This window comes from Pseudoalteromonas sp. '520P1 No. 423' (genome assembly GCF_001269985.1).
Classification (GTDB): Bacteria; Pseudomonadota; Gammaproteobacteria; order Enterobacterales; family Alteromonadaceae; genus Pseudoalteromonas.
In genome coordinates this window covers 1,179,868-1,203,510 of the sequence record NZ_BBZB01000002.1, presented here as the reverse complement: position 1 = coordinate 1,203,510, position 23,643 = coordinate 1,179,868, and the positions used below count along the sequence as shown (strand labels likewise).

The following is a 23,643-nucleotide window of genomic DNA, read 5'->3' as shown; positions in this document are numbered from 1 at the left end:
AAATGCACCTATAAAAGCTTGTTGAACAAGGAGTGTTTGTTGCTTGGTTTTTTCCTATAAACTGCCATTATTGGGCTTGTTCTTCTAAAGAATATTTTGGCTGATTTTTGCATAGCAATTCAAGAGATAGGCTTGCAGATACATATTGTTTTCTGCAAGTCGATAAATAGCTTCTGATCAAACAAAACATCTCTGCGCCTTGCATACTTCTAAAACATCCTGATATTTTCTTTGTGTGCTTGGGGCGTAAATGCCATATAAATATTTGTCGTATTAACACAACCCGCATTGCGATATGTATGTGAAAGTTGCATTTTATTTAACTCATGCATGGTTGTATTGTAGGTAAATAACAAAGCATCAATGCGTTTTTTTATCAAGTTTGCCTATGCTTTGTTTTATATAACGACCAAGATAAGGCTGAAACTGAAATTGTTCAGGGTGGGTTTTGACATAATCGTTTAGCTCTTCAATAGACGTATCGTTCCCTATGCCTATTTGCATATCTGAAAGTGATGATGCACCTTGATATTGCCAGTTAGAATAAAAGGAAGAGAAAAAACATACGTTGAATACCTATTTCTTCTTTTGGATATTTTAAAGTCGGGGCTTCAGCTTTGGCAGGACAGAGCAAGACATCAATCTTTCCTTCTTTAACGAGTTTTAGTATAAACAAGATTAGTCGAGCAGTGCAATACACTGCTTTATATTTTAATTTTTAAAAGAAGCTAATGACTGTTCAATGCAAATAGCACAGACGTTGCATTTTATTCCTGTTTTTTAATTTTTTAAGTCTGACATAAACAATACGCTAAGTTACATCATCTATTTTAAACTTTTGTAGTGATTTACCATAACCCATAACCCATAAAACACAATTATTAGAGTTAAGGTTTAGGAATACTTATTCGTTTTGTTAAATTTAATGCAGGATTAACAATAAACAAATCATAAAAAGCTGTTGAATCATTTATTATCTAACTATCTTCAGCTACTTTATTAGTTACAAAGTGAGACTTATTTTTACTAATTTAAAGAACTACTATTATTGATATATAAGACTTTTATTGGAGCTATTTTTAGCAATGAATCAAAATATATATGTTTTGCACGGTTTTGAGTGATAAAACCTTATTAATAAAACAATGTAATGCGGCCTATAAAGCCGCTTTGTTAGGTCGACGAATCAAAATATAGGCGCTTTTGAATCACTTTGGGGTATTTTGTACAGTTCACTTTTACCATATTTCGGCCTTACAGTTATTTGTTCTTGTTTATTAGCTTGTATGTGTTTATTACTTTTGAGCCAACTCATTTTCCTTAATAAGTACATCAAAGTAGTTTGTGTCGTTTGGGCGAACATTTATATTTCCAGCAAAGTCGTCCCTACAGCCAGGATTACAAAAACCAACAGTAAATCCGCGATACAGTGCTAGAGAATCAACTTCAACTATTTTTCCTGAACGAGGACAGAATTTATTAATCGCTGTATTAGACATAATTTGACTCCTTGTAACTCTTTAAGCAACTAATTGAAACACATAAAAGCTTAATAGGCGGATTTATTCCGTGTTTTAACACGGACTTTTTCCGTCTATCAAAGACACATTTACAATCTTGTATTCAATGGTCGGGTTTTTAAAATTTTATATTTTGCTCGGCAAAACCGAGCACACTTAGTTATTTTGATGCGGATAACCGCATCAATCTGGGGTATTTTGTACAGTTCACTTTTACCATATTTCGGCCTTACAGTGATTTGTATCCGCTACGCCGTTTTAAGCGGCAAAAAATTGTTTGCTAAAATGTTGAGGAACGAAAACAGCAAACTGTTTCTTGTCCTTTCAAATGACTTATATTGCATTTACTCATCAGCTTTTTTTCCCTTTTTCTTTCTGGAACAGAACAAAGAATAAAAAGGATAACCAAACGCTGAAGTGATAAGTAGACTAACCATATAAGCAAATGGGGGTACTATTAGGTTTATTGAAGCATACAAAAATCCCTCACCTTTAATCAAAGAGTAAAAATATGCAAATAACCCTAATAATAAACCAGCTCCAAAACCTACTACAGCAAACAACGAACAAAGTTCTTTTGGTGGCAATTTTTTCACGAAATATCATTATGCTTTATAACGCCCGACTTAACAGGCGGAAATAGCAGGCTAAAATTAGCGACGAAGGAGCGCAAGCCTGCTGTTTTTTCGTCCTTAGTTTAGGCACTTGTGTACGCCCGGCATGGGCATTTACTAATGAGGTGAAAGTCCTCTGTAGGAAGATCACCGTTTACTAACATGCTGTTATTAAACGCTAACTACTAGCGAATGGCAAGGGCTAAATCGTGAGAGATAGTCCGGAGGAAGCCGCTAGCAAATCTGCGAGTTGATGAACAAAAATATCATATGAGGCGTAGGCTGGAGGCGAGTTGGCACAAGACAACGAAGCCAAGTGATCTAACGGCCACCGTAAATGATGCAGCAGTGCACAGAAAGTGAATGCAATTATCCGGGGAGATCTGTTTAACATGCAATTGATAAAGTAACCAGTGAGGCAACTGGTCGATCAAGCCTTGGCAATCAGTTTAGTTATCGAATTGGTTGAGCGAATATAAGATAACAAATCAATCGCGTTTATCTGAGTAATCTTATAAGTGATTAAACAGAAGTCAGCAGACGGCATAGTAGCCAAATGCTCAGCGACCTGAACATTGGCACAGCATGGCAACATGTAAAATCCAATAAAGGCGCACCGGGCATTGATAACATGAAAATCGATGAGTTTAACGCGTTTGCTGTGCAACACTGGCAAGGGATTAAATCTAAGATACTCGATGAGACTTACCAACCTCTTCCGGTTAAACGGGTACGTATTCCCAAATCGGATGGTGGTGAGCGATTGCTTGGGATCCCCTCTGTTATCGACAGAATGATCCAACAAGCCATTTCTCAAGTAATAACTCCGTACTTTGAACCACTATTTTCATCTCATAGTTATGGGTATCGGCCAGGTAAAAGAGCAAGTCAGGCAGTAAGTTATGTTTAATCTTGTGTTAAACAAGGTTTTAAGACTGCGGTTGATATTGATTTATCGAAGTTTTTCGATGAAGTAAGTCATGACATGTTAATGAACCGCATTGGTCGTAAAATCAAAGATGAATCACTCATGCGACTGCTCGGTAAATATTTACGTGCAGGCATAGCAGAAGTTGAAACCGGTCTTTGGTTTGCATCGGATAAAGGCGTACCGCAAGGTGAGCCACTGTCTCCATTACTATCTAACATTTTATTAGATGAATTGGACAAGAAGCTATCTAATGAGCAACTCAAGTTTGCGCGTTATGACGATGATATTATCATTTTAGTGAAAACTAAAAGTAAGGGTACTCAAGTCAAAAAGGATATCAGTCATTACATTACCAAACGTTTGAAATTGATTGTAAATGAATCTAAAAGTCGAGTAGGCCCAGTGTCAGGCTCGAAGTTTCTAGGTTTTACCTTTCGTTACGCACAGGTGAAAATACATGACAATGCTTTAAAGTTATTTAAAGAGAAAGTCAGGAAGCTCACCAATCGTAATTGGGGTATATCTATGACACTACAAATTCATAAACTCACACAATTTTTACGTGGTTGGGGGGATTACTTTTTGATAGCCAATGTTTATCAACTCGCGGTTGATCTAGATGCTTGGATACGACGTCGATTGCGTATGTGTTATTGGCGTCAATGGCGAAAGCCACGAACAAAGGTGAGAAGTTTAATTAAACTAGGAGTGAGTGAATATTTAGCTATTTCATGTGGCATCACAAGTACCAAAAGTAGGCGCTTTAGGCGAAGGACCTTGTAGAAGCTCAAAAACCAAAGGGATCAATATAGCGATCAACAATGATTTTTTGGCTAAACAAGGACTCGTATCATTAAGAGATGTTTGGATAAAGATTCATTACGGGAGATGAACCGCCCATTGCGGACCCGCATGATGGGTGGTGTGGGGGCTGGAGGTTAGAGACCCCCGGCTACCCGATTATGTTTTTACTACTAATTAGTGAGTGTAAATCGAGTAAACTATAGGAGTAGAGTATATATCCCAGCATTTGCTCGCAACTAAGTTAACTTTTTGACCAGCTTTTTTGGCAGAAAGTAATGTTTCATACATTAAAGCACCTCGTGAAGTGTTGAGGAGGATAACTGGAATGTTATTGTCACAACCAAGAGCTGTTCCATCAAGAGTAACACCACCTAGATATACTCTAGGATTTGCATCATCAATAATTTGAATATTCCCAAGTTCTACAGGCCCTGATGTTACAACAGCAGCTTGAGCCGATGCGGCACATAAAAAAGTTAATAAAGTGATTAGTTTTTTCATAGAGTTTTTCCTCATTATTGTTATAGATAGATTAAAAATATGATCTGCCATTAGAAACATAACGCCTCAAACACCGGCTTGGTGAAGTTGGCGGCTTTTTTGGAACAAAAAAGGTGACAGCTTTACCAAGTCCGCGTGCTTTGACTTGTGTACGCCCGGCATGGGCATTTACTAATGAGGTGAAAGTCCTCTGTAGGAAGATCACCGTTTACTAACATGCTGTTATTAAACGCTAACTACTAGCGAATGGCAAGGGCTAAATCGTGAGAGATAGTCCGGAGGAAGCCGCTAGCAAATCTGCGATCTGATGAACAAAAATATCATACTAGGCGTAGGCTGGAGGCAAGTTGGCACAAGACAACGAAGCCAAGTGATCTAACGGCTACCGTAAATGATGCAGCAGTGCAGAGAAAGTGAATGCAATTATCCGGGGAGATCTGTTTAACATGCAATTGATAAAGTAACCAGTGAGGCAACTGGTCGATCAAGCCTTGGCAATCAGTTTAGTTATCGAATTGGTTGAGCGAATATAAGATAACAAATCAATCGCGCTTATCTGAGTAATCTTATAAGTGATTAAACAGAAGTCAGCAGACGGCGTAGTAGCCAAATGCTCAGCGACCTGAACATTGGCACAGCATGGCAACATGTAAAATCCAATAAAGGCGCACCGGGCATTGATAACATGAAAATCGATGAGTTTAACGCGTTTGCTGTGCAACACTGGCAAGAAATTAAATCTAAGATCCTCGATGAGACTTACCAACCTCTTCCGGTTAAACGGGTACGTATTCTCAAATCGGATGGTGGTGAGCGATTACTTGGGATCCCCTCTGTTATCGACAGAATGATCCAACAAGCCATTTCTCAAGTAATAACTCCGTACTTTGAACCACTATTTTCATCTCATAGTTATGGGTATCGCCCGGGTAAAAGAGCAAGTCAGGCAGTAAGTTATGTTCAATCTTGTGTTAAACAAGGTTTTAAGACTGCGGTTGATATTGATTTATCGAAGTTTTTCGATGAAGTAAATCATGACATGTTAATGAACCGCATTGGTCGTAAAATCAAAGATAAATCACTCATGCGACTGCTCGGTAAATATTTACGAGCAGGCATAGCAGAAGTTGAAACCGGTCTTTGGTTTGCATCGGATAAAGGCGTACCGCAAGGTGGGCCACTGTCTCCATTACTATCTAACATTTTATTAGATGAATTGGACAAGAAGCTATCTAATGAGCAACTCAAGTTTGCGCGTTATGCCGATGATATTATCATTTTAGTGAAAACTCAAAGTAAGAGTACTCAAGTCAAAAAGGATATCAGTCATTACATTACCAAACGTTTGAAATTGATTGAAAATGAATCTAAAAGTCGAGTAGGCCCAGTGTCAGGCTCGAAGTTTCTAGGTTTTACCTTTCGTTACGCACAGGTGAAAATACATGACAATGCTTTAAAGTTATTTAAATAGAAAGTCAGGAAGCTCACCAATCGTAATTGGGGTATATCTATGACACTACAAATTCATAAACTCACACAATTTTTACGTGGTTGGGGGGATTACTTTTTGATAGCCAATGTTTATCAATTCGCGGTTGATCTTGATGCTTGGATACGACGTCGATTGCGTATGTGTTATTGGCGTCAATGGCGAAAGCCACGAACAAAGGTGAGAAGTTTAATTAAACTAGGAGTGAGTGAATATTTAGCTATTTCATGTGGCATCACAAGTAAGGGATCTGGTAGAAGCACAAAAACCAAAGGGATCAATATAGCGATCAACAATGATTTTTTGGCTAAACAAGGACTCGTATCATTAAGAGATGTTTGGATAAAGATTCATTACGGGAGATGAACCGCCCATTGCGGACCCGCATGATGGGTGGTGTGGGGGCTGGAGGTTAGAGACCTCCGGCTACCCGATTAGTTTTCGATTTCTGATATTAGTTTACCATCGATCGACATTACACCATCTTTTATGACTACATCGCCCGTCCAGATAGAACCATAAAACCTACCATCAAGGTACAAATCTTTGTGGTATCTGCCTATAATTTCTAGTTTATGGAAATTTGATTGTCTGCCGAACTTTACAGTATGTCGTAAAGGAGATGGTGACGTTTTACCTATGGTAGAAATTGGCATTAGCTCCTGACTAAATGGTTCGATAATCTTTACAGTCAACCCGGGGTGGTTGACATTATATTCAACCCACTCACCAACTCTATTGCCAGAATCGGCACCAGTAAACCCTGTCAGACCAGCACAACCAGAGATAAAGGAAAGAAGTGCTAAAATACTTAATTTATATATATCGTTCATTGTGAACTCCAGAAAACTAACGAATGATATGGACTCCCCATCCAATTGGCATTTGTGCCATATTGAAAGTGTAAACAGTCAAAAAATGGAGAGCCCATATGTCTTTAATTAAAGTTGTTGGCATTGATTTAGCCAAATTAGTTTTTAGTATCCACGGTGTTGATAAGCATGACAAGTGTAAATTAAGAAAAACTATCAAAAGAAACAAGCTATTAGAGGAAATAACACAACTTCCACCCTGTATTATTGCAATGGAAGCTTGCTCCGGTGCCCACTATTGGGCAAGGGAATTTATCAAACTCGGTCATGATGTGCGTATTATGGCGTCTAAATTTGTTATTCCCTATCGCCAAAATGAAAAGAATGACGCCAATGATGCTGAAGCTATTTGCGAAGCAGCTACAAGACCAAAAACACGTTTTGTCAGTATTAAAAGCGAAGAACAACAAGCCGTGCTGTGTTTACACCGCATCAGACAAGGTGCAATTAAAGACAGAACCGCACGTATAAACCGATTACGCGGTTTACTCGCTGAGTTCGGTATCATCATGCCAAAAGGTCGATACCCTGCACAAAATGCCATTAACGGTATTCTTGAAGATGCTGAAAATAACCTACCTTTTCTTGCGCGTGAATTGCTCAATGATTTATGGCAAAGTATTAAATCTTTAAATGCAGAAATACTCAAATACGATAGAAAACTGTACAAACTCGCCAACCAAATGAAAGACGCCAAAAGGCTTATGAGTATTCCAGGTATTGGCGAGGTCACTGCAACAGCCGTAGTCGCCACAGTAAATGATGCTAAACATTTTGATACCAGTCGTTCTTTTGCTGCATGGATTGGTTTAGTACCAAGGCAATATTCAACTGGTGGGGTTGCGCGATTAGGCCGTATCAGTAAACGAGGTGAAAAACATATTCGCACTTGCCTGATACATGGTGCTCGAGCAGTAATCGCAAACTGCAAAAATAAAACAGACCGAACGAGTCTGTGGGTCAAAGACCTCATTGAACGACGCGGTTTTAAACGTGCAACGGTTGCATTAGCTGCAAAGAATGCCCGCTTAATTTGGGCACTGTTACATTCAGAAAAAGAATATCAAATTGATTATGTAAAATAAGTTTTAAAGTAACAAAGTTAAATAAAAAAGAGTTTAACTCACCGAGTCTGTGCATTAGCAATTGACGATAACACGGTCAGACCGAGAGCAAGAAAGCCTGTTTAGTCGGGAAGAATAATTCTTTATAAAAGAAGATTCTGTTTAACGAATGAGGCATTGCTCAAGCGCAAATCATCAGGGCGATAGCGTAACAAAGCTAAAAAACGCCGAATGTAGAGCTGCTGTCAGATCTTCTTGTTATCAAAAAGTGTTATTGCTTGACAACGGGGAGTCCATGTAGCCTCACTAAGAGGCAAAAAATAGTTGGTTAAAATAAGCGACGCAGGAGCAAAAACCAACTGTTTTTTGTCCTTTTGAGTGCCTAGTTAGATTTTACTGTGACACCAATCATCGAATCTACGAGCAAACTCGAGCAATATATAAAATAGTGAACCTACAATAAATGCAAATGGAATAGTCCAAAGTTCATGTTGCCATTTTAAAACCATGCATGACCAAAACGAACCTATTGTTATTGCACCAGCAATTGCATTTGTTAAATGTGAACCCAAACTATGCTTACTCGGTAGCTTTAACTTAGCAAAACCTCTTGCCAATTCCCCTGCACCAATACAACCAATAAAATAACCACTTAACTCAAAATTTATATTAAATTCCCAGCCAACCAAAGGAAAGAGAAACCAGAGAAGCAAAAAACCAATACCGTAGGCTGAGGCAAAAACTAAAACGGTTAATGCAGAGTGCAACTCTTGGCGAGTGTTACTATAAAAATACCTGATTAATGCTCCAAACATTTTATTAAACGCAATCCTTTCGTAAAATCTAACATTTGTATAAACGGCGCGCACACTTATCAGGTTAGACCTTTTAATATAAATTAAAAATAAGTAATTAAAAATAAATAGCTTAGAGATAAATAACGTCAAAAACGGAGGTAGTAAAGTGTGCATGCACGCTTTTCTGGTTAGACCTCTACGTAAAAATCACTATTTAATGCTTTATTATCAGACACATGTTGAACAATTTTTAACTAAATAAAGTGTGCTTGCACGCTTTGTAATTTATGTGCGCCTATTATATCGGAGCATATTTTCGTATGCGATTGATTGTACCTACTTTATTTTTTTACAGCAAGACAAAGCGTGCGCTCTATATTAGCAAACCGTGCGATGATTCTGTAATTATGAGGTCATTTATGCAAATAACATACTGGAATTTACAAAAAGCATTAAAAATACTTTAAAATTTACTGGCTAAAGTGATACAAAAAAAGCGTAGTTAAGCGCTTTATATTTTGCTCGGCCAAACCGACCAGACTTAGTTATTTTGATTCAAAAGTACAATTTAAAAAGAACTACATACATTATTAAATCGTCAGGTTAAAACTAAACTGCTCAAGTCGTTTAATTAATGCTTGATTGGTGATGTTTTTCTGATTGGTATCAGCAAGTGGGAAGTGGATTATTTCACTTTTGTTCATGCCAACCATGATATCACTTTTTTTATCACATATTGCTTCTACAGCACTAATACCAAGTTGTGTCGCTAAAACACGGTCCATGGCAACGGGTGCGCCGCCGCGTTGTACATAACCTAAAATCGCACTTTGGGTATCGACACCGGTATGGGCTGAAATCTTTTTAGCAAGCTCTGCAGTAGAGAATGATAGGGCGTTTTCTGCAACTACTATCACATAACTTTGCGGATAATTGTGCTTAGTTGCATCTTTAATTGATTCAAGTAACCCAGCTATAAATTCTGATTCGTTTTCAATCAGTTCATGACAAATAATTTGTTGTGCGCCCGATGCGATACCTGACTCCATGGCAATAAAACCACAGTCACGACCCATCACTTCAATTACAAAAATGCGGTCAAAGGCATCAGCGGTATCTCTTATTTTATCAATGCAATCAAGTGCGGTATCAATTGCAGTCCAAAAACCAATGGTTTGATCTGTGCCATTAATATCGTTATCTATGGTACCTGGAATGCCGATCAGCTGACCTTGCCATTTTTGGGCTAAAGCTTGTGCGCCTTTAAAACTGCCATCACCACCAATCACAACTAAAGCATTTACATTTAAATCATTTAAGCTTTTTGCGGCGTGTGCTACGCCTTCGCTTTGATACATGGCTTTACAGCGTGCTGTTTTTAAAACAGTGCCGCCTTTATGAATAATATTATCAACATTTTTTAAAGTTAAGTCGATATAGTCTTTTTCAATGATGCCATGAAATCCAGCGATAAAACCGAATACTTGATACCCATTTTGAATTGCTTTTAAGGTGACTGCGCGAATAGCGGCATTCATACCGGGCGCATCGCCACCTGAGGTAATTATGGCAAGTATGGGTTTATCTGCTATTACTATTTTATCCATGGTATCAAACTCTATATTTATCTTTGCTGACGCTAGATTATCGTAAGTTATCTGTCTGATCTATCTAAGATTTGGTCAATTAAAATTTAAAGTCAAAATTACAAATTATCAGCTTATTTAGTCCTGTAAATTTTTGGTGATACACCCGTCCAAAGTTTGAATGCGCGAGTAAATACCGCTGGCTCTGAAAAACCAAGTTGCCGTGAAATATCTGATATTGGAATGTTAGGTTGGCTTAATAAGTGAATTGCAGTATCACGTCTCACATTATCTTTTAATGCTTGAAAACTGGTACCTTCATCATTTAATTTTCTTCTAAGCGTACGAGTTGTTACATGTAGTTGTTGCGCAATTGCATCCATATTTGTTGATGCTATTTGTGCATTATTCTCTAAATAAGTTACAACTCTTTGTGTAAACACCTGAAAATAAGCTTGGCGCGTAAACCAATCAAATGGTGCACGTTTAAGATAGATTCTAAGTGCTTTAGCTGTTTGGATCACGGGCATTTTTAAATATTTGGTATCAAATATAATTGTCGTACTCTCTTGATTAAAATCTGCTGGGCAGGGATACATTAAGCTGTATTCATCAATATGCAGAGGCGCTGGATAGGCCAAATGAATAGACTTTAAAGGTATATGTTGGCCAATGAGCCAACTTGGAAAGCGATGCCAAACTAACATCAAAAATTCTCGCAAAGAATAATCAGGATCAAGAGATTCGTCGGCTAAAGTCATTGTAAAGTAGGCAAGGTTACCTTCAACTTTAAACTCTAATGTCACTGCATCTGTTATTAGGTTATAAAAGTGACTGATATGGCGATATACCGCTTTTAAGTTTGGACAATGAGCAGCTTGTTTTGCCATTAAGGTAAATACACCGTGTTTTGTTGCTTGACTTGCAAGGCCTAAAAAGTCGTCATTTCCTTGATGCCACAGCTCTCTCATTAATCTACTAAACTGATCAGGTGTGATCCTTAGCTGCGAATTTTTTAACATATCTAAATTCAAATCAGCTTTTTGTAATAATAGTTCGCAATTTAAATCTTTGTTTTTTGCAGCTTTAATTAAAGTAGTAACAAAATGAATTGAAATTGAATGATGTACTAAACTCACAGTAATGCCTATTTATTCTTCGAATATGTCCGTGGATCACATTTTTAAAGCTAAATACACGGTGATTATTATCAAATTTTAAATAAATTGTCCGAAAATATCAATTAATGCGCTTGTTTTGTTATTGTTTGTCGCTTGGATGCAAGGTTAAATAACCTTAATAAAGCGACGTGTGCTTAAAAAATAAAGGGAAAGATCATGAGTGAGTATAACCATCCATATAAAGATGTAGATTTTGTAATAAAAGAGATTGTTGAATTTGACGCTTTTTGCGAAAACGCAGGACTTGAAGATGTAAATAGCGAATTTGCATCTGTCATATTAAATGAAGCAGCTAAACTTGGTTCAGAAGTGATAGCACCATTAAATAAAACAGGCGATAGTCAAGGTGCTACTTTAACAGATAATAAAGTACTACAAGCAGATGGCTTTAATGAAGCGTATCAACAATATATGGAAAATGGTTGGTCATCGCTTACCGCTGAAGAAGAATATGGTGGTCAGAATTTACCTAATTTATTTGGTACAGCCATAAACGAAGTATGGCAAAGTGCTAATTTAGCCTTTTCTCTTTGCCCGATGCTAACGCAAGGCGCAATCTCAGCCATAAAACATCATGGTAGTGATAGTTTAAAACAAACTTGGTTGCCTAATATGATAAGCGGTCAATGGACTGGCACTATGAACTTAACAGAGCCAGATGCAGGCACTGACTTAGCCGCTATTAAAACAAAAGCGATTCCAAGTGATGATCATTACCTTATCTCAGGTCAAAAGATATTTATTACTTGGGGCGATCATCAAATGACCGAAAATGTCGTGCATTTAGTCTTAGCACGACTACCTGATGCTCCCGCTGGCGTAAAAGGTATTTCTCTATTTGTTGTACCTAAGTTTTTATTAGATGAGCAGGGTAATACGACTAGTCAGCTTAATGATGTTCACTGTACTGCACTTGAACATAAATTGGGTATACATGCGAGCCCTACGTGTTCTATGAGTTTTGGTGATAATGATGGCGCGGTAGGTTATATAGTAGGTGAACCACACAAAGGTTTATCGTATATGTTTACTATGATGAACCATGCAAGACAAGATGTTGGCCTACAAGGGTTAGCTGTTTCTGAGCGTTCATATCAACAAGCATTAAAGTACGCTAAAGAACGCTTACAAGGTACCAACAAAGATGGAAGTCGTTTTTCTATCATTAAATTTCCTGATGTGCGCCGTATGTTAATGCAAATGAAAGCGAGCATAGAAGCGATGCGCGCACTTGCTTATGTTGCTAGTAATGAAGCTGATAAATCACGATATGCAAAAACATCTGAAGAAAAAGCTAAACATTTTTCACGTGTAGAACTTTATACACCAATTGTAAAAGGTTGGTTAACCGAATTAGCTCAAGAAGTGACTTATCTTGGTACACAAATTCATGGTGGTATGGGTTTTATCGAAGAAACAGGTTCTGCACAACATTATAGAGATGCCAGAATATTAACCATTTATGAAGGCACAACAGGCATTCAAGCGCTAGATTTAGTCGGCCGTAAAACCTTATTTGATCAAGGTGAGCAATTAGCACAATTACTATCTGATATAAAACAAACAAGCAAAGATTTACAACACTATCCAGAGTTGGATAAGTTAGCTTTATCGCTAGACAATGCTGTAAAAACTGGTCAGCAAGCTAGAAACTGGTTATTAGATAATGCGCAAACAGATAAGTCTGCTGCTGGCTCTATCAGTGTGAACTTTATGATGATGTTTGGTTATATTTCTGGTGCGTGGATGATGGCAAAGGCGGCAATAAAGTCACAAAAAAAATTAAATTCAGCCCAAGGTGATCCCCAATTCTTTAAAGCGAAATTAGTGACAGTTCAATTTTACTTTGATCACTTACTACCGCGAATTCATACAAACATGGCAAGTATTCAAGCAGGCAGCAACAGCATCATGTCATTATCTGAAGACCAATTTTAAAATTTAAGAATAAGAGAATAAAATGAAAATATTAGTCACAGTAAAACGCGTTATAGACTATAACGTTAAGGCACGTGTTAAAGCGGATAACAGCGATGTTGATTTAGCAAATACAAAAATGGCACTTAACCCATTTTGTGAAATTGCTGTAGAAGAGGCGATTCGATTAAAAGAATCAGGTGCAGCAACAGAAGTAGTTGTTGTGTCGATAGGTCCTAAAGCATGTCAGGAGCAAATTCGTACGTCACTTGCACTAGGTGCCGATCGCGGTATTCAAATTGAAACTGATTCAATGCCAGAATCGTTAAATGTAGCAAAGTTGCTTGCTAAAGTGGTTGAAGCTGAACAACCAGGTTTGATCATTATGGGTAAACAAGCGATTGATAGCGATAATAATCAAACGGGTCAAATGCTAGGTGCGCTATTAGATATACCGCAAGGCACATTTGCATCTAAAGTTGCGCTTGTTGGCGATAAAGTACATGTTACTCGTGAAGTTGATGGTGGCTTACAAACGGTTGCACTGAATATGCCTGCAATCGTAACGACAGATTTGCGTTTAAACGAACCGCGTTACGCATCTTTACCTAATATAATGAAAGCTAAACGTAAACCACTTGCCGTTCAAACCCCCGCTGATTTAGGTATTGAACTAAAAAACCATACAAGTCTCTTAAAAGTTGAAGCTCCAACTGAGCGCCAAGCGGGTATAAAAGTAAACAGTATAGAAGAATTAATCGAAAAACTACAAAATGAAGCGAAGGTGATCTAATGGCTATTTTAATTATTGCAGAACATGATAACGCGGTATTAAAAGCGGCGACTTTAAATACGATCACAGCAGCATCTCAAATGGGTGAGGAATGTCATTTACTTGTTGCTGGTAAAAGCTGTCGTGTTGTTGCAGAGCAGGGCACTTTGGTTAATGGTGTTTCAAAAGTATTACTTGCTGATAATGATGCGTATGAATACCAACTTGCTGAAAATATGTCTAAGTTAGTAATAGAAATAGCCTCAAATTATAGCCATGTTGTATCTGCTGCAACAACAACGGGTAAAAACTTTATGCCACGCGTTGCTGCTTTGTTAGATGTGGCACAAATCTCAGATATTATAAAAGTTGAATCAAGCAATATATTTCAGCGTCCAATCTATGCAGGCAATGCGATTGCAACAGTAGAATCTCTAGATGCAATTAAAGTGATCACAGTACGAGGCACAGCATTTGATCCGGCGTCTGCATCTGATGTAAGTGCGCCGATTGAAAGCTTAGAAATTGTTAATGATGCACAAATATCAGAGTTTGTCAGTGAAGAAGTCGCAGTATCAGAACGGCCAGAGCTCACAGCCGCAAAAGTGATCATCTCAGGTGGTCGCGGTATGGGTAATGGCGAAAATTTTACTTTATTAGAAAGCGTAGCAGATAAACTGGGAGCAGCAGTGGGTGCATCTCGTGCTGCTGTTGATGCTGGATTTGTCCCAAATGATATGCAAGTGGGTCAAACAGGTAAAATTGTGGCACCAGATCTCTATATTGCAGTGGGTATTTCTGGGGCAATTCAACATTTAGCAGGTATGAAAGACTCTAAGATCATCGTCGCTATTAATAAAGATGAAGATGCGCCTATTTTCCAAGTAGCTGATTATGGTTTAGTTGCAGATTTATTTGACGTACTGCCAGAGCTAACCGACAAGTTATAAGTGAGATTTGAATATGCGTGAATCAATGGAGTTTGATGTTGTAATTGTAGGAGCTGGACCATCTGGTTTAGCAGCTGCATGTAAATTGATGCAACAAGCAAATGAAGCAAAGCGTCAATTAACTGTATGTGTAGTAGAAAAAGGTTCTGAAGTTGGCGCGCATATTCTATCTGGCGCAATTGTTGAACCTAAAGCGTTGAATGAATTATTCCCTAATTGGCAAAAAATGGGTGCCCCGCTCAATACGCCTGTTACAGAAGATCAGCTGTTCATGTTTCAAAATGAAGAAAAGTCGATAAAATTCCCAAATATGTTTGTGCCAAAAACAATGCACAATACGGGCAACTACATTGCCAGTTTAGGTAATATTTGCCGTTGGTTAGCTGATCAAGCGGAGCAACTAGGTGTAGAAATATTTCCTGGTTTTGCAGCATCTGAAATTCTTTATAATGAAAGTGGTTCCGTAAAAGGTATTGCCACTGGAGATATGGGAATAAGTGAAGAAGGTGAGCAAAAAGACAGTTATATGCAAGGCATGGAGTTACATGCAAAATATACCCTTTTTTCAGAAGGTTGCCGCGGTCACTTAGGAAAATCATTATATGAAAAATTTAATTTAGATAGTAAAAGTGACGAACAGCATTATGGATTAGGTATAAAAGAGCTTTGGGATATTCCTGCAGATAAACACCAACCAGGCTTAGTGATCCATGGTTCTGGCTGGCCGTTAGATAAAGGTACTTCAGGTGGCTTTTTTTTATATCATACTGAAAACAATCAAGTGGTAGCAGGTTTAATTGTTGATCTAAGCTATGAAAACCCATACTTAAGCCCATTTGATGAATTCCAAAGACTCAAACATCACCCTATATTAAAGCAATATTTAGATGGCGCAAAGCGCGTTTCATATGGTGCACGTGCAATTACCAAAGGTGGGTTTAACGCTTTACCTAAAATGACATTTCCGGGTGGATTACTCATAGGTTGTAATGCAGGGACTTTAAATTTCGCGAAAATTAAAGGCACTCATACTGCAATGAAGTCAGGTATGCTAGCTGCAGAAGAAGTATTTGAGGCAATAAACAATGGCTGTGATGGTGCTAAAGAACTAACGACTTTTGATGACAGGTTTAAAAATTCTTGGGTTTATGAGGAGCTAAAACAGAGCCGAAACTTTGGTCCTGCGATGCATAAGTTTGGTGCAATATTAGGTGGAGCATTTAATTTTGCTGACCAAAATATATTTGGTGGAAAATTACCTTTTACTTTACATGACAATAAAGCTGATTTTGCACAATTAAAAACACTGGCAGCTTACAGTGTTATTGATTACCCTAAGCCTGATGGGAAAATAAGTTTTGATAAGTTATCTTCTGTATTTTTATCAAATACTAACCATGAAGAGGACCAACCTTGTCATTTGAAGCTAGCTGATCGTCAGATTCCGATATCATACAATTTACCTGAATTTTTAGAACCAGCTCAAAGATATTGCCCAGCAGGCGTGTATGAAGTTATTGAAGAAGAGTCGGGACCTAGATTTCAAATAAATTCTCAAAATTGCGTGCACTGCAAAACCTGTGACATAAAAGATCCGTCACAAAATATAACTTGGGTTACACCGGAGGGCGGCGGCGGCCCTAACTACCCAAATATGTAAAATACATTTAACTCCACCTATAACCTGAAGCGACACTTCAGGTTTTTATATGGCTGTTATTTTGCGAAGATATAATTTGATGTCTATACTTTTTATAAGTGCAAATTAAATTAGCAGAAAATCAATACGATGAAAGAAGACAAACGCCAAAATATTGAACGTAAAATTCAAGAATTATTAAACGAGTTAACATTAGCTCAAAAGCTATCGCTTAATGATGTTGGCCAATTTGGTTATCATTTGGCATTTATTAGAGATATGCCTGAAGGTAAAACAGCGATTGTCACTTTAGATGAATCAATTATATCCATCGCTGAAGATGGTGAAGTTGATCATAAACCCGATATAAAATTAAGAAATTAAGCCCTTTGAATTAAAATAATTTATTAAGTATTACAAGTTCAATCCTATAAATAAAAATAGAAGCCTAATCGCTTGTTTATTGTATTTTAAATCAAACAAAATATATTGCTCTAAGTTACAAATATTTCACTTCCTATCACTTGTTAAATCAAACTTATCGTTTTCGATTTCTGTGCGTAAACTTATTTATACATTTAAGTTATTGTTACAAAGAAATAAAGTGTGAGAAACAAACAATAGTTTACAAATTCGATAAAGTGCCTTTTTTAGGTATTTGTTGCATAAATGTTAATCTGAGATTATATCTTAGGTGTCACTTGTGGCTTTAAGATTAATAAAAATAATGAGAGAATTATGAATATAAAAAACAATAATACAAACACGGTGAGTAAAAACTTATCAGTAATGTTAAAGACTTCAGCAGTTATGGCAGGCTTACTAACTGGGTCATCATTTGCTGCTATTGACGATGGTGTTACACCACAAATTGTAGGTGGAACAGCTTCTACGCCATATTCTAGACCTTATCAAGTTGCTTTACTAATGAATGGACGCCAAGGGTGTGGCGGTACCTTGATCAGCAGTAGTTGGGTATTAACAGCAGCTCATTGTTTAGATAACGCTTCAACCAGCTCCTTAACTGTAAAAGTTGGAGCTCATAGTATGCGCTCTGGAGATGGACAAACTATTCGTGTTAGCCAAATTATTAACCACGAAAATTGGCGTGGTGCAAATGGTATTCGCTCTGGCAATGATATTGGGTTATTAAAGCTAGCATCACCTGCAAGTTCGCAATATAAACCAGCAAAATTACCAACACAGTTAATTGAAGATCAATATGCAGGTGTTGGCAGTTATGTAACTGTATCTGGTTGGGGTTTAACAAGTAATCGTGGTTCTCAAAGTGACATTTTAAGGGAAGTTGATTTGCCAGTAATTTCTAATGCATCTTGTAGTAGTCAATTACAGTTTAATCTTCCAGGTTCTGTGATCTGTGGTGGAGGTACAGGTGGTGTTTCTGCGTGTAACGGTGACAGCGGGGGGCCTTATGCGATATCTGCTAACGGCGATTTCTATAGTATCGGAACAGTAAGCTGGGGTAGTGAATGTAGAGGTGCAACTGCTTTTACCCGTACAACTAGTTATGTTGATTGGATCAAAGCAAAAACAGGTATTGGTGAAGTTGATGATATGCCACCAACAGCACGTTTTAGTGCTCAAGTAAGCGATATGTCCGTTAATTTCACAAGTACCTCTACAGATGATAAAGGTGTTGTATCATATAGCTGGAATTTTGGTGATAATAATACTTCAGTTCAAATCAACCCTAGTCATGATTATGCTGTAAAAGGTGATTACACAGTTTCATTAACAGTAACTGACTCTAGAGGTCAAACAGATACAACTTCTCAAGTTATTAAAATTGATGGTGGTGTTGTTTTACCTGGTTGTGATGGCATTAATGCTTGGAGTGCTAGTACAAGTTACCAATTAGATGATATTGTTAGCTACCTAAACAATAAATACCAAGCAACTTGGTGGTCTACAGGCGCACAACCTAATGTTTATAGTAATGTATGGAAAAACCTTGGTGAATGTAGCTCAACTGGCGAAAATCAAGCGCCAGTAGCAAGCTTTAATGTGACTACTTCAGAGTTATCGGCAAGTTTCACTGACAGTTCTACAGATGATCAAGCTGTGGTTTCTCGTGTATGGGATTTTGGTGATAATACGTCATCAAATTCAGTAAACCCGATACATGTTTATAATTCTGAAGGCACTTATTATGTGACATTAACAGTTATGGACGCTGAAGGTTTAACGAGTGTATCAACACAACAAGTAACAGTTAATGAATCAACAAATACAGGTTGTTCAGGTATTGAAACATGGACTGCAACAGCTGTTTATTTAACAGGTGATGAAGTCGCACTTAATGGTGTTAAATATAAAGCCAACTGGTGGACTCAAGGGCAAAATCCGGCAGAATCAGGTGATTGGGGTCCATGGACTGAATCAGGAACATGTAATTAGGATAGCTTAAGTTATAAATGAAATTATTGTTGTAACAAAGGAGTCCCCTGGCTCCTTTTTTTATGCGCAAGCGTTAGAGATAAATATAATGCGGGTTAATTTCCTTATAACTATAATTTAAGATAGAATTCTAGATAGGCTAAAATAATTATTAAAATATATGTCTTTTAAAACAAAACCCCTTACAAATGAAGATTTTATTGCACTAAATAGAACAGGTGAAAACTTTAAAAGTGTTTTAAATGGTCTATTCTCACAATTTCCGCAATCAGCGCATTCGATATCAGGTATGTCTAAATGGCTTGATTACAATAAATCTAACTGTCAGCGTATTTTAAATGCTTTACAAAAGAGTCGAAACGGAAAAGAAGTATTAACTCTATTACCTGGTATTTCCGGTTTAGATGACTTTATCTCTAAATTAAAGCATGTCTCATTACAAAAACAGCATATTCTAGAACTTGAAAATGTGGTTCAAGCTTTTAATCATCAAATTAAGCTCTATGCAAAAAGTCATGCCCATTTAAAACGGTTATTAACTGATAATGAGCCAAATAAAATCACTGAAACAGTCAGTTTGTCAGCACAGCAAAAAAGAAATCAACACTTTTTGTGTTCAAAACAATTGCTATCATCTTCTATAAAAACGTTATTTTCGTGTTATGTATTAACTGAAAATCAAAATGATAAGCAGTTTTTACAAGAAGTCGCCATGATCACAAAGATTGGTATTGAGCGAAGCAAAGCTTCACCTCCGTTTGTTCAGTTTTATACACACCCAAATCCAACTGGTTTTATTGCACCTGACAATGTGACTTCAAACTCAAGAATAGATACAAGCAAATTCCAAATTGGCATAATAGATGAATTTTCAGATCCTAATTTAGCTGACTCATATTCTAGTTTTTCAGCGAGTAATTCAGGCATAGTATTTAATGACTTAGATAGCAATGCACCTTTTGATGCTAGCTTTTTATTTAGTAACCCAGATGAGTTAGCTAACCCTTTGGTGCACCAGAGTAAATGTAGTTCAACAAGTATTAGTATTAAATCACCGACTGAGAAACTCGTAATGATGGTTTTTTTAGACAAAAAATTAGATATGAGAAGTTCAGTTAATGTGGGATGTTACTCTAATAATCAAAGAGTAGAAGAGGGTAAACTTAGAGCCTCAGATATGTGGACTGAGCGATTACCAGAGTTCCCAGAGCTTAATGTTTTACATTCAAGTTCAGAGCGAGCCAAAATAATTGGCACACTCAAAGTGGGCGATATGAGCGACTACTTATTTAACTATGCAAACTTAAATAAAGATGACTTTGTGTGTTATATGATGGAAGTTGAATATCCGATTTGGTCATCTACATACCGTATTTACTTTGAACATTGCTAAAGTATATCTTTTCTTACATAAGTATGTAAAAACGCCACAAAGTGGCGTTTTATTTATCTATATTAAGGGTTACAAATTAAACTGCATACCAGCATAATATTTGCGACCTATGCCATCATATAATAAGCCACCGGCATTTAAATTAGGCAATGCTGCTGGTTTTTTATCTGCTACATTGTCTATTCCTAAATACAAAGATATGTCATCATTATATGAATAACTTAAGTTAAGGTTATGGTAAGTATATGCTTTAACTTTATTATTGAAAGATTCTGGGAAAGCTTCAGGCTTAGCATCCTTATCAAAAGTAGATTCGCCTATGTAGTTTACAGTCCAACTTGCTACCATATTATCAGTTTTTAAAGCTGACGTGACTAAAGCCCTAAAATGAGGAGAGCCTACTTCACCAGCTTGGCTGTCTATATCAGTTGGATCTGCTGAGTTTTGTTGAAAGGTTTTTTCATCTAAATAAGTGCCTTTGAAAGTAAAGTTTAGCTGACCGAAAGATAAACCATGGCTATAGTTAATATCTAAGTCAGTACCACTTGCTGCAAAATTTGCAGCATTAATACTTTGTGTAGAAACCAGTAAAATTTGACCTTCTGTATCTCTTTTAACAGCATCACAAAAAACGCTATTTAAACTTTGACCATCAACACAGTTGTTTAAAATATCAGTAGCTTCAAAGGTAGTGATAGCGTCTTCAATATTGATATCCCAATAATCTACTGCAATACTAAGCTCACTAAACGGGGTATAAACTAAACCAACAGTTAATGTATCTGCAATTTCAGGGTTTAGTTCAATATTGCCTTTACTTTCAACAGAGCGTGTACCAAAAGACGCATTAGATACAAAATCTGGTGCTAAACCTAAGCTTGCGCAATTGGCTACACGACTGCTGCCATCAGGGCCTAATAACTGATTATCAGAGTGACATGGATCTGTCATATTTGCGCCTCCAATTGATTCTGCTGCAAATAACTCTTGTATATTTGGCGCTCGAACGGCATGAGAGTATGTATAACGTGTTCTAAAATTACTGTTAATAGCCCAATTAAGCGCTAATTTATAAGTAGAGTCGCCACCTGTCACACTATGATCAGAATAACGTGCCGCTAACTCCAAATCTAGATTCTCTATTACAGTTTGGCCTTCAATTATAGGGACAAGTAATTCGCCATAAATTTCTTTTACAGTATAGCTACCGGTTACAGGGCTTAAATATGAATTTTCAGGGCGGGTAGGACCAGTACGAGAACCCACTAAACCTGAGCCAACGCCATCTGCATCTACTGCTTGGGATAATAAGTCTGGGGTACTGTTTGATGTTTCTTTACGGTATTCTACACCTACTGCAAAATCTACAGTTCCAGCAGTTGCTTCAAATAATTCACCACTTAAAGAAAATGCTGCGACTGTCTGCTCGATAGAATTCCTTTGTTGTAATGTCACACCCACGTAATTTTTTGCTTCATCAGAGGCTAAACCATCAATTGGATTAAATGCGACACACTCTGGGTTTTGCGCAGCATCTCGACAAACAGCGTTACCGTTTTCATCTGTGACAGCATCTAAAGAACGATAGTAATTTTCATTTAATATATCAACAGAGTTTAATTCACTATCAACTTTACCGTGTTGAATATAAAAATTGTAATCATAATCTGAAAATGAACCTTCACCACCCAATGTGAATTGACTAGTTTCTCTGATGTTCTCATTTCTTGCAGTTAAACCAACAACTGCTAATGCAACAACATCGAGTTCCCTTTGATGCATAATATCTACAAGTTGCTGTGGTCTAAATGGGTTATCTTTGGTAATAGAAATAAGCGGCCCAAAGTTATCATCGTGAAAAACCGACGCTTGTGTCGATACAGCCGATTCTACTTTGCCATATTTAGCTTCTGCAAATAATCTAAGATCATTATTTACATCATAGTGACCATTAATATTAAAAATTAAACGTTCACTTGGTGAGTTTAGTGTGCCCGTTTCCTGGGTTCTGAAACCATCTCCACCATCACATGGTACAACCTGACAATTTATACCCGGAACAAAATCTCTGAATTGACCCGTTTCTCTATCGATCGCATATGTGTCATAGCCTAAGCTGAAAGGATCATCTGCAAAAGTAGGAGGCAGTGGATTGTTAATAATATCAAAACCAGTATCCTTTAAAACCCAATCATCATTAGGCACATAAAATAAACCTTCTTTACTTAAAGCTTGATATCGTACATCGTTAAAGAAAATAGTATCTGCTATACCGTCATCTGGACCAGTGTTGAGTGGATTAGCTCTAAATGCATAACGATTTAAAGCGTAATCTCTTGCTGTAAATGGGATTTCTTCTTCATTTGAGTAAGATAAATGTGCAGTGATATTACCATTATCATTATCAAAATTACGACCATATGTAAAAGAAGCGTCTTGAGTTTCGCCATCACTTTCACCAGTTACCCCTGCTGAAATATCAACTTTTAAACCTTCAATATCATCTTTTAAGATAAAGTTTACAACACCTGTAACAGCATCTGCGCCATAAATTGCTGATGCGCCACCAGTAATAATTTCAATATGATCAACCAGTGCAGAAGGGATCATGCTCATATCTACTGCGGAGGTACCGGCAGCACCTGGCACATGACGGCGACCATTTACGAGCACTAATGTTCTGTTTGTACCTAACCCTCTTAAATTAGCAAGTTCTAATCCTGCATTATTTAAAGAAAAACTCGCGCCACTATTGGTATTATTACCTGCACCACCAATACCATCTAATAAGGCAGGGTATTTATTAAGTAAGTCGCCTATATTTTTAGCACCAGACATCTCTATTGCTTCAGAATCTATGACGGTGGTAGGTGTTGTCATTTGTGCACTCGATCTTTGAATTCGAGATCCTGTCACTGAAATACGCTCCACTTGCTCATCAGCCAGTTCTTCTGTGGCAAAACTCGGTGTCGCGGCATAAATAGAACTCAATGTAGTAAATACAAGCGCTTTTTTGACTGCATCAGCCAGTTGCGTTTTATTTAAAATTAGATTTTTAGTCATTTAATTACACCCCAATTTATATCTTTTTAGATATATAAATCCTGTTGATTTTTATATTTATGATTAGAATTATTGAGATATAACAATTATCTCAGATTATTTCTGAGATAAATATAACAATTGAGATACATG

At 37.2% G+C, this 23,643-nt stretch carries 18 protein-coding genes and 3 pseudogenes; 12 read left to right on the top strand and 9 right to left on the bottom strand.

Annotation, left to right across the window (positions count from 1 at the left end):
- Window positions 1–67 precede the first annotated feature (67 nt).
- From PSA_RS24980 to PSA_RS23715, 3 genes and pseudogenes are all read right to left on the bottom strand, one after another.
- Window positions 68–241 (bottom strand): annotated as a pseudogene (locus PSA_RS24980) (IS66 family transposase); the annotation flags it as partial.
- A gap of 1,054 nt (window positions 242–1,295) precedes the next feature.
- A complete protein-coding gene (locus PSA_RS23720; RefSeq protein ID WP_042145226.1) occupies window positions 1,296–1,499 on the bottom strand; it encodes a hypothetical protein in 204 nt (67 codons plus the stop codon).
- A gap of 365 nt (window positions 1,500–1,864) precedes the next feature.
- Window positions 1,865–2,116, bottom strand: coding sequence for a hypothetical protein (locus PSA_RS23715; RefSeq protein WP_042145224.1), 252 nt, complete (start codon window positions 2,114–2,116; stop codon window positions 1,865–1,867).
- 574 nt (window positions 2,117–2,690) lie between these two features.
- On the opposite strand from PSA_RS23715, the pseudogene PSA_RS26700 reads away from it, so the two are divergent.
- A pseudogene (locus PSA_RS26700) lies at window positions 2,691–3,440 on the top strand (reverse transcriptase domain-containing protein); the annotation flags it as partial.
- Window positions 3,441–3,590: 150 nt separating this feature from the next.
- Window positions 3,591–3,848: a group II intron maturase-specific domain-containing protein gene (locus PSA_RS26695; RefSeq protein ID WP_231665543.1), complete on the top strand. Its 258-nt coding sequence runs from the start codon at window positions 3,591–3,593 to the stop codon at window positions 3,846–3,848.
- Between the two features lie 195 nt (window positions 3,849–4,043).
- On the opposite strand, the gene PSA_RS23705 is transcribed toward PSA_RS26695, so the two are convergent.
- A complete protein-coding gene (locus PSA_RS23705; RefSeq protein WP_127924108.1) occupies window positions 4,044–4,421 on the bottom strand; it encodes a hypothetical protein in 378 nt (125 codons plus the stop codon).
- A gap of 559 nt (window positions 4,422–4,980) precedes the next feature.
- Between PSA_RS23705 and ltrA the strand changes: the two genes are divergently transcribed.
- A complete protein-coding gene (ltrA, locus tag PSA_RS23700) occupies window positions 4,981–5,841 on the top strand; it encodes a group II intron reverse transcriptase/maturase (RefSeq protein WP_231665509.1) in 861 nt (286 codons plus the stop codon).
- Window positions 5,842–5,853: 12 nt separating this feature from the next.
- A pseudogene (locus tag PSA_RS26690) lies at window positions 5,854–6,225 on the top strand (group II intron maturase-specific domain-containing protein); the annotation flags it as partial.
- Between the two features lie 68 nt (window positions 6,226–6,293).
- On the opposite strand, the gene PSA_RS23695 reads toward PSA_RS26690, so the two are convergent.
- Entirely contained in the window at window positions 6,294–6,692 is a 399-nt protein-coding gene (locus tag PSA_RS23695) for a hypothetical protein (protein WP_059365074.1), read from the bottom strand.
- A 98-nt stretch (window positions 6,693–6,790) separates the two neighbouring features.
- Here PSA_RS23695 and PSA_RS23690 point away from each other — a divergent pair, with 98 nt between their 5' ends.
- Entirely contained in the window at window positions 6,791–7,816 is a 1,026-nt protein-coding gene (locus PSA_RS23690) for an IS110 family transposase (RefSeq protein ID WP_059364957.1), read from the top strand.
- 365 nt (window positions 7,817–8,181) lie between these two features.
- Here the strand turns inward: PSA_RS23690 and PSA_RS23685 are convergent, their stop codons facing one another.
- The 3 genes from PSA_RS23685 to PSA_RS23675 all read right to left on the bottom strand — a co-directional run bounded on the left by PSA_RS23685 (window position 8,182) and on the right by PSA_RS23675 (window position 11,317).
- Window positions 8,182–8,610, bottom strand: a complete 429-nt coding sequence (locus PSA_RS23685; protein WP_059365067.1) for a hypothetical protein — start codon at window positions 8,608–8,610, stop codon at window positions 8,182–8,184.
- 572 nt (window positions 8,611–9,182) lie between these two features.
- The gene (locus PSA_RS23680; protein ID WP_042149385.1) at window positions 9,183–10,199 is read right to left on the bottom strand and encodes an ATP-dependent 6-phosphofructokinase; all 1,017 of its coding nucleotides are present in this window, start codon (window positions 10,197–10,199) and stop codon (window positions 9,183–9,185) included.
- A gap of 113 nt (window positions 10,200–10,312) precedes the next feature.
- Window positions 10,313–11,317 (bottom strand): AraC family transcriptional regulator, encoded by a 1,005-nt coding sequence (locus PSA_RS23675; RefSeq protein ID WP_042149383.1) that lies wholly within the window; start codon window positions 11,315–11,317, stop codon window positions 10,313–10,315.
- Between the two features lie 198 nt (window positions 11,318–11,515).
- Between PSA_RS23675 and PSA_RS23670 the strand changes: the two genes are divergently transcribed.
- The 7 genes from PSA_RS23670 (at window position 11,516) to PSA_RS23640 (ending at window position 20,448) form a co-directional block, all read left to right on the top strand.
- Window positions 11,516–13,297 carry an acyl-CoA dehydrogenase C-terminal domain-containing protein gene (locus PSA_RS23670; protein ID WP_042149381.1) on the top strand — a complete coding sequence of 594 codons (1,782 nt, stop codon included), beginning with the start codon at window positions 11,516–11,518 and terminating at the stop codon, window positions 13,295–13,297.
- 22 nt (window positions 13,298–13,319) lie between these two features.
- Complete coding sequence (locus PSA_RS23665) at window positions 13,320–14,069, top strand: electron transfer flavoprotein subunit beta/FixA family protein (RefSeq protein ID WP_042149379.1); 750 nt, start codon at window positions 13,320–13,322, stop codon at window positions 14,067–14,069.
- Complete coding sequence (locus tag PSA_RS23660) at window positions 14,069–14,998, top strand: electron transfer flavoprotein subunit alpha/FixB family protein (RefSeq protein WP_042149377.1); 930 nt, start codon at window positions 14,069–14,071, stop codon at window positions 14,996–14,998. Before PSA_RS23665 ends, PSA_RS23660 begins: the two co-directional genes overlap by 1 nt.
- Window positions 14,999–15,011: 13 nt before the next feature.
- A complete protein-coding gene (locus tag PSA_RS23655; RefSeq protein ID WP_042149375.1) occupies window positions 15,012–16,658 on the top strand; it encodes an electron transfer flavoprotein-ubiquinone oxidoreductase in 1,647 nt (548 codons plus the stop codon).
- A 129-nt stretch (window positions 16,659–16,787) separates the two neighbouring features.
- The gene (locus PSA_RS23650) at window positions 16,788–17,021 is read left to right on the top strand and encodes a hypothetical protein (protein ID WP_042149373.1); all 234 of its coding nucleotides are present in this window, start codon (window positions 16,788–16,790) and stop codon (window positions 17,019–17,021) included.
- A gap of 354 nt (window positions 17,022–17,375) precedes the next feature.
- On the top strand, window positions 17,376–19,055 hold the full coding sequence (locus PSA_RS23645) for a trypsin-like serine protease (protein ID WP_082305890.1): 1,680 nt from the start codon (window positions 17,376–17,378) through the stop codon (window positions 19,053–19,055).
- 160 nt (window positions 19,056–19,215) lie between these two features.
- Window positions 19,216–20,448 (top strand): hypothetical protein, encoded by a 1,233-nt coding sequence (locus PSA_RS23640; protein ID WP_042149370.1) that lies wholly within the window; start codon window positions 19,216–19,218, stop codon window positions 20,446–20,448.
- Between the two features lie 69 nt (window positions 20,449–20,517).
- Here the strand turns inward: PSA_RS23640 and PSA_RS23635 are convergent, their stop codons facing one another.
- Window positions 20,518–23,511: a TonB-dependent receptor domain-containing protein gene (locus PSA_RS23635; RefSeq protein ID WP_042149367.1), complete on the bottom strand. Its 2,994-nt coding sequence runs from the start codon at window positions 23,509–23,511 to the stop codon at window positions 20,518–20,520.
- Window positions 23,512–23,643: the final 132 nt, after the last annotated feature.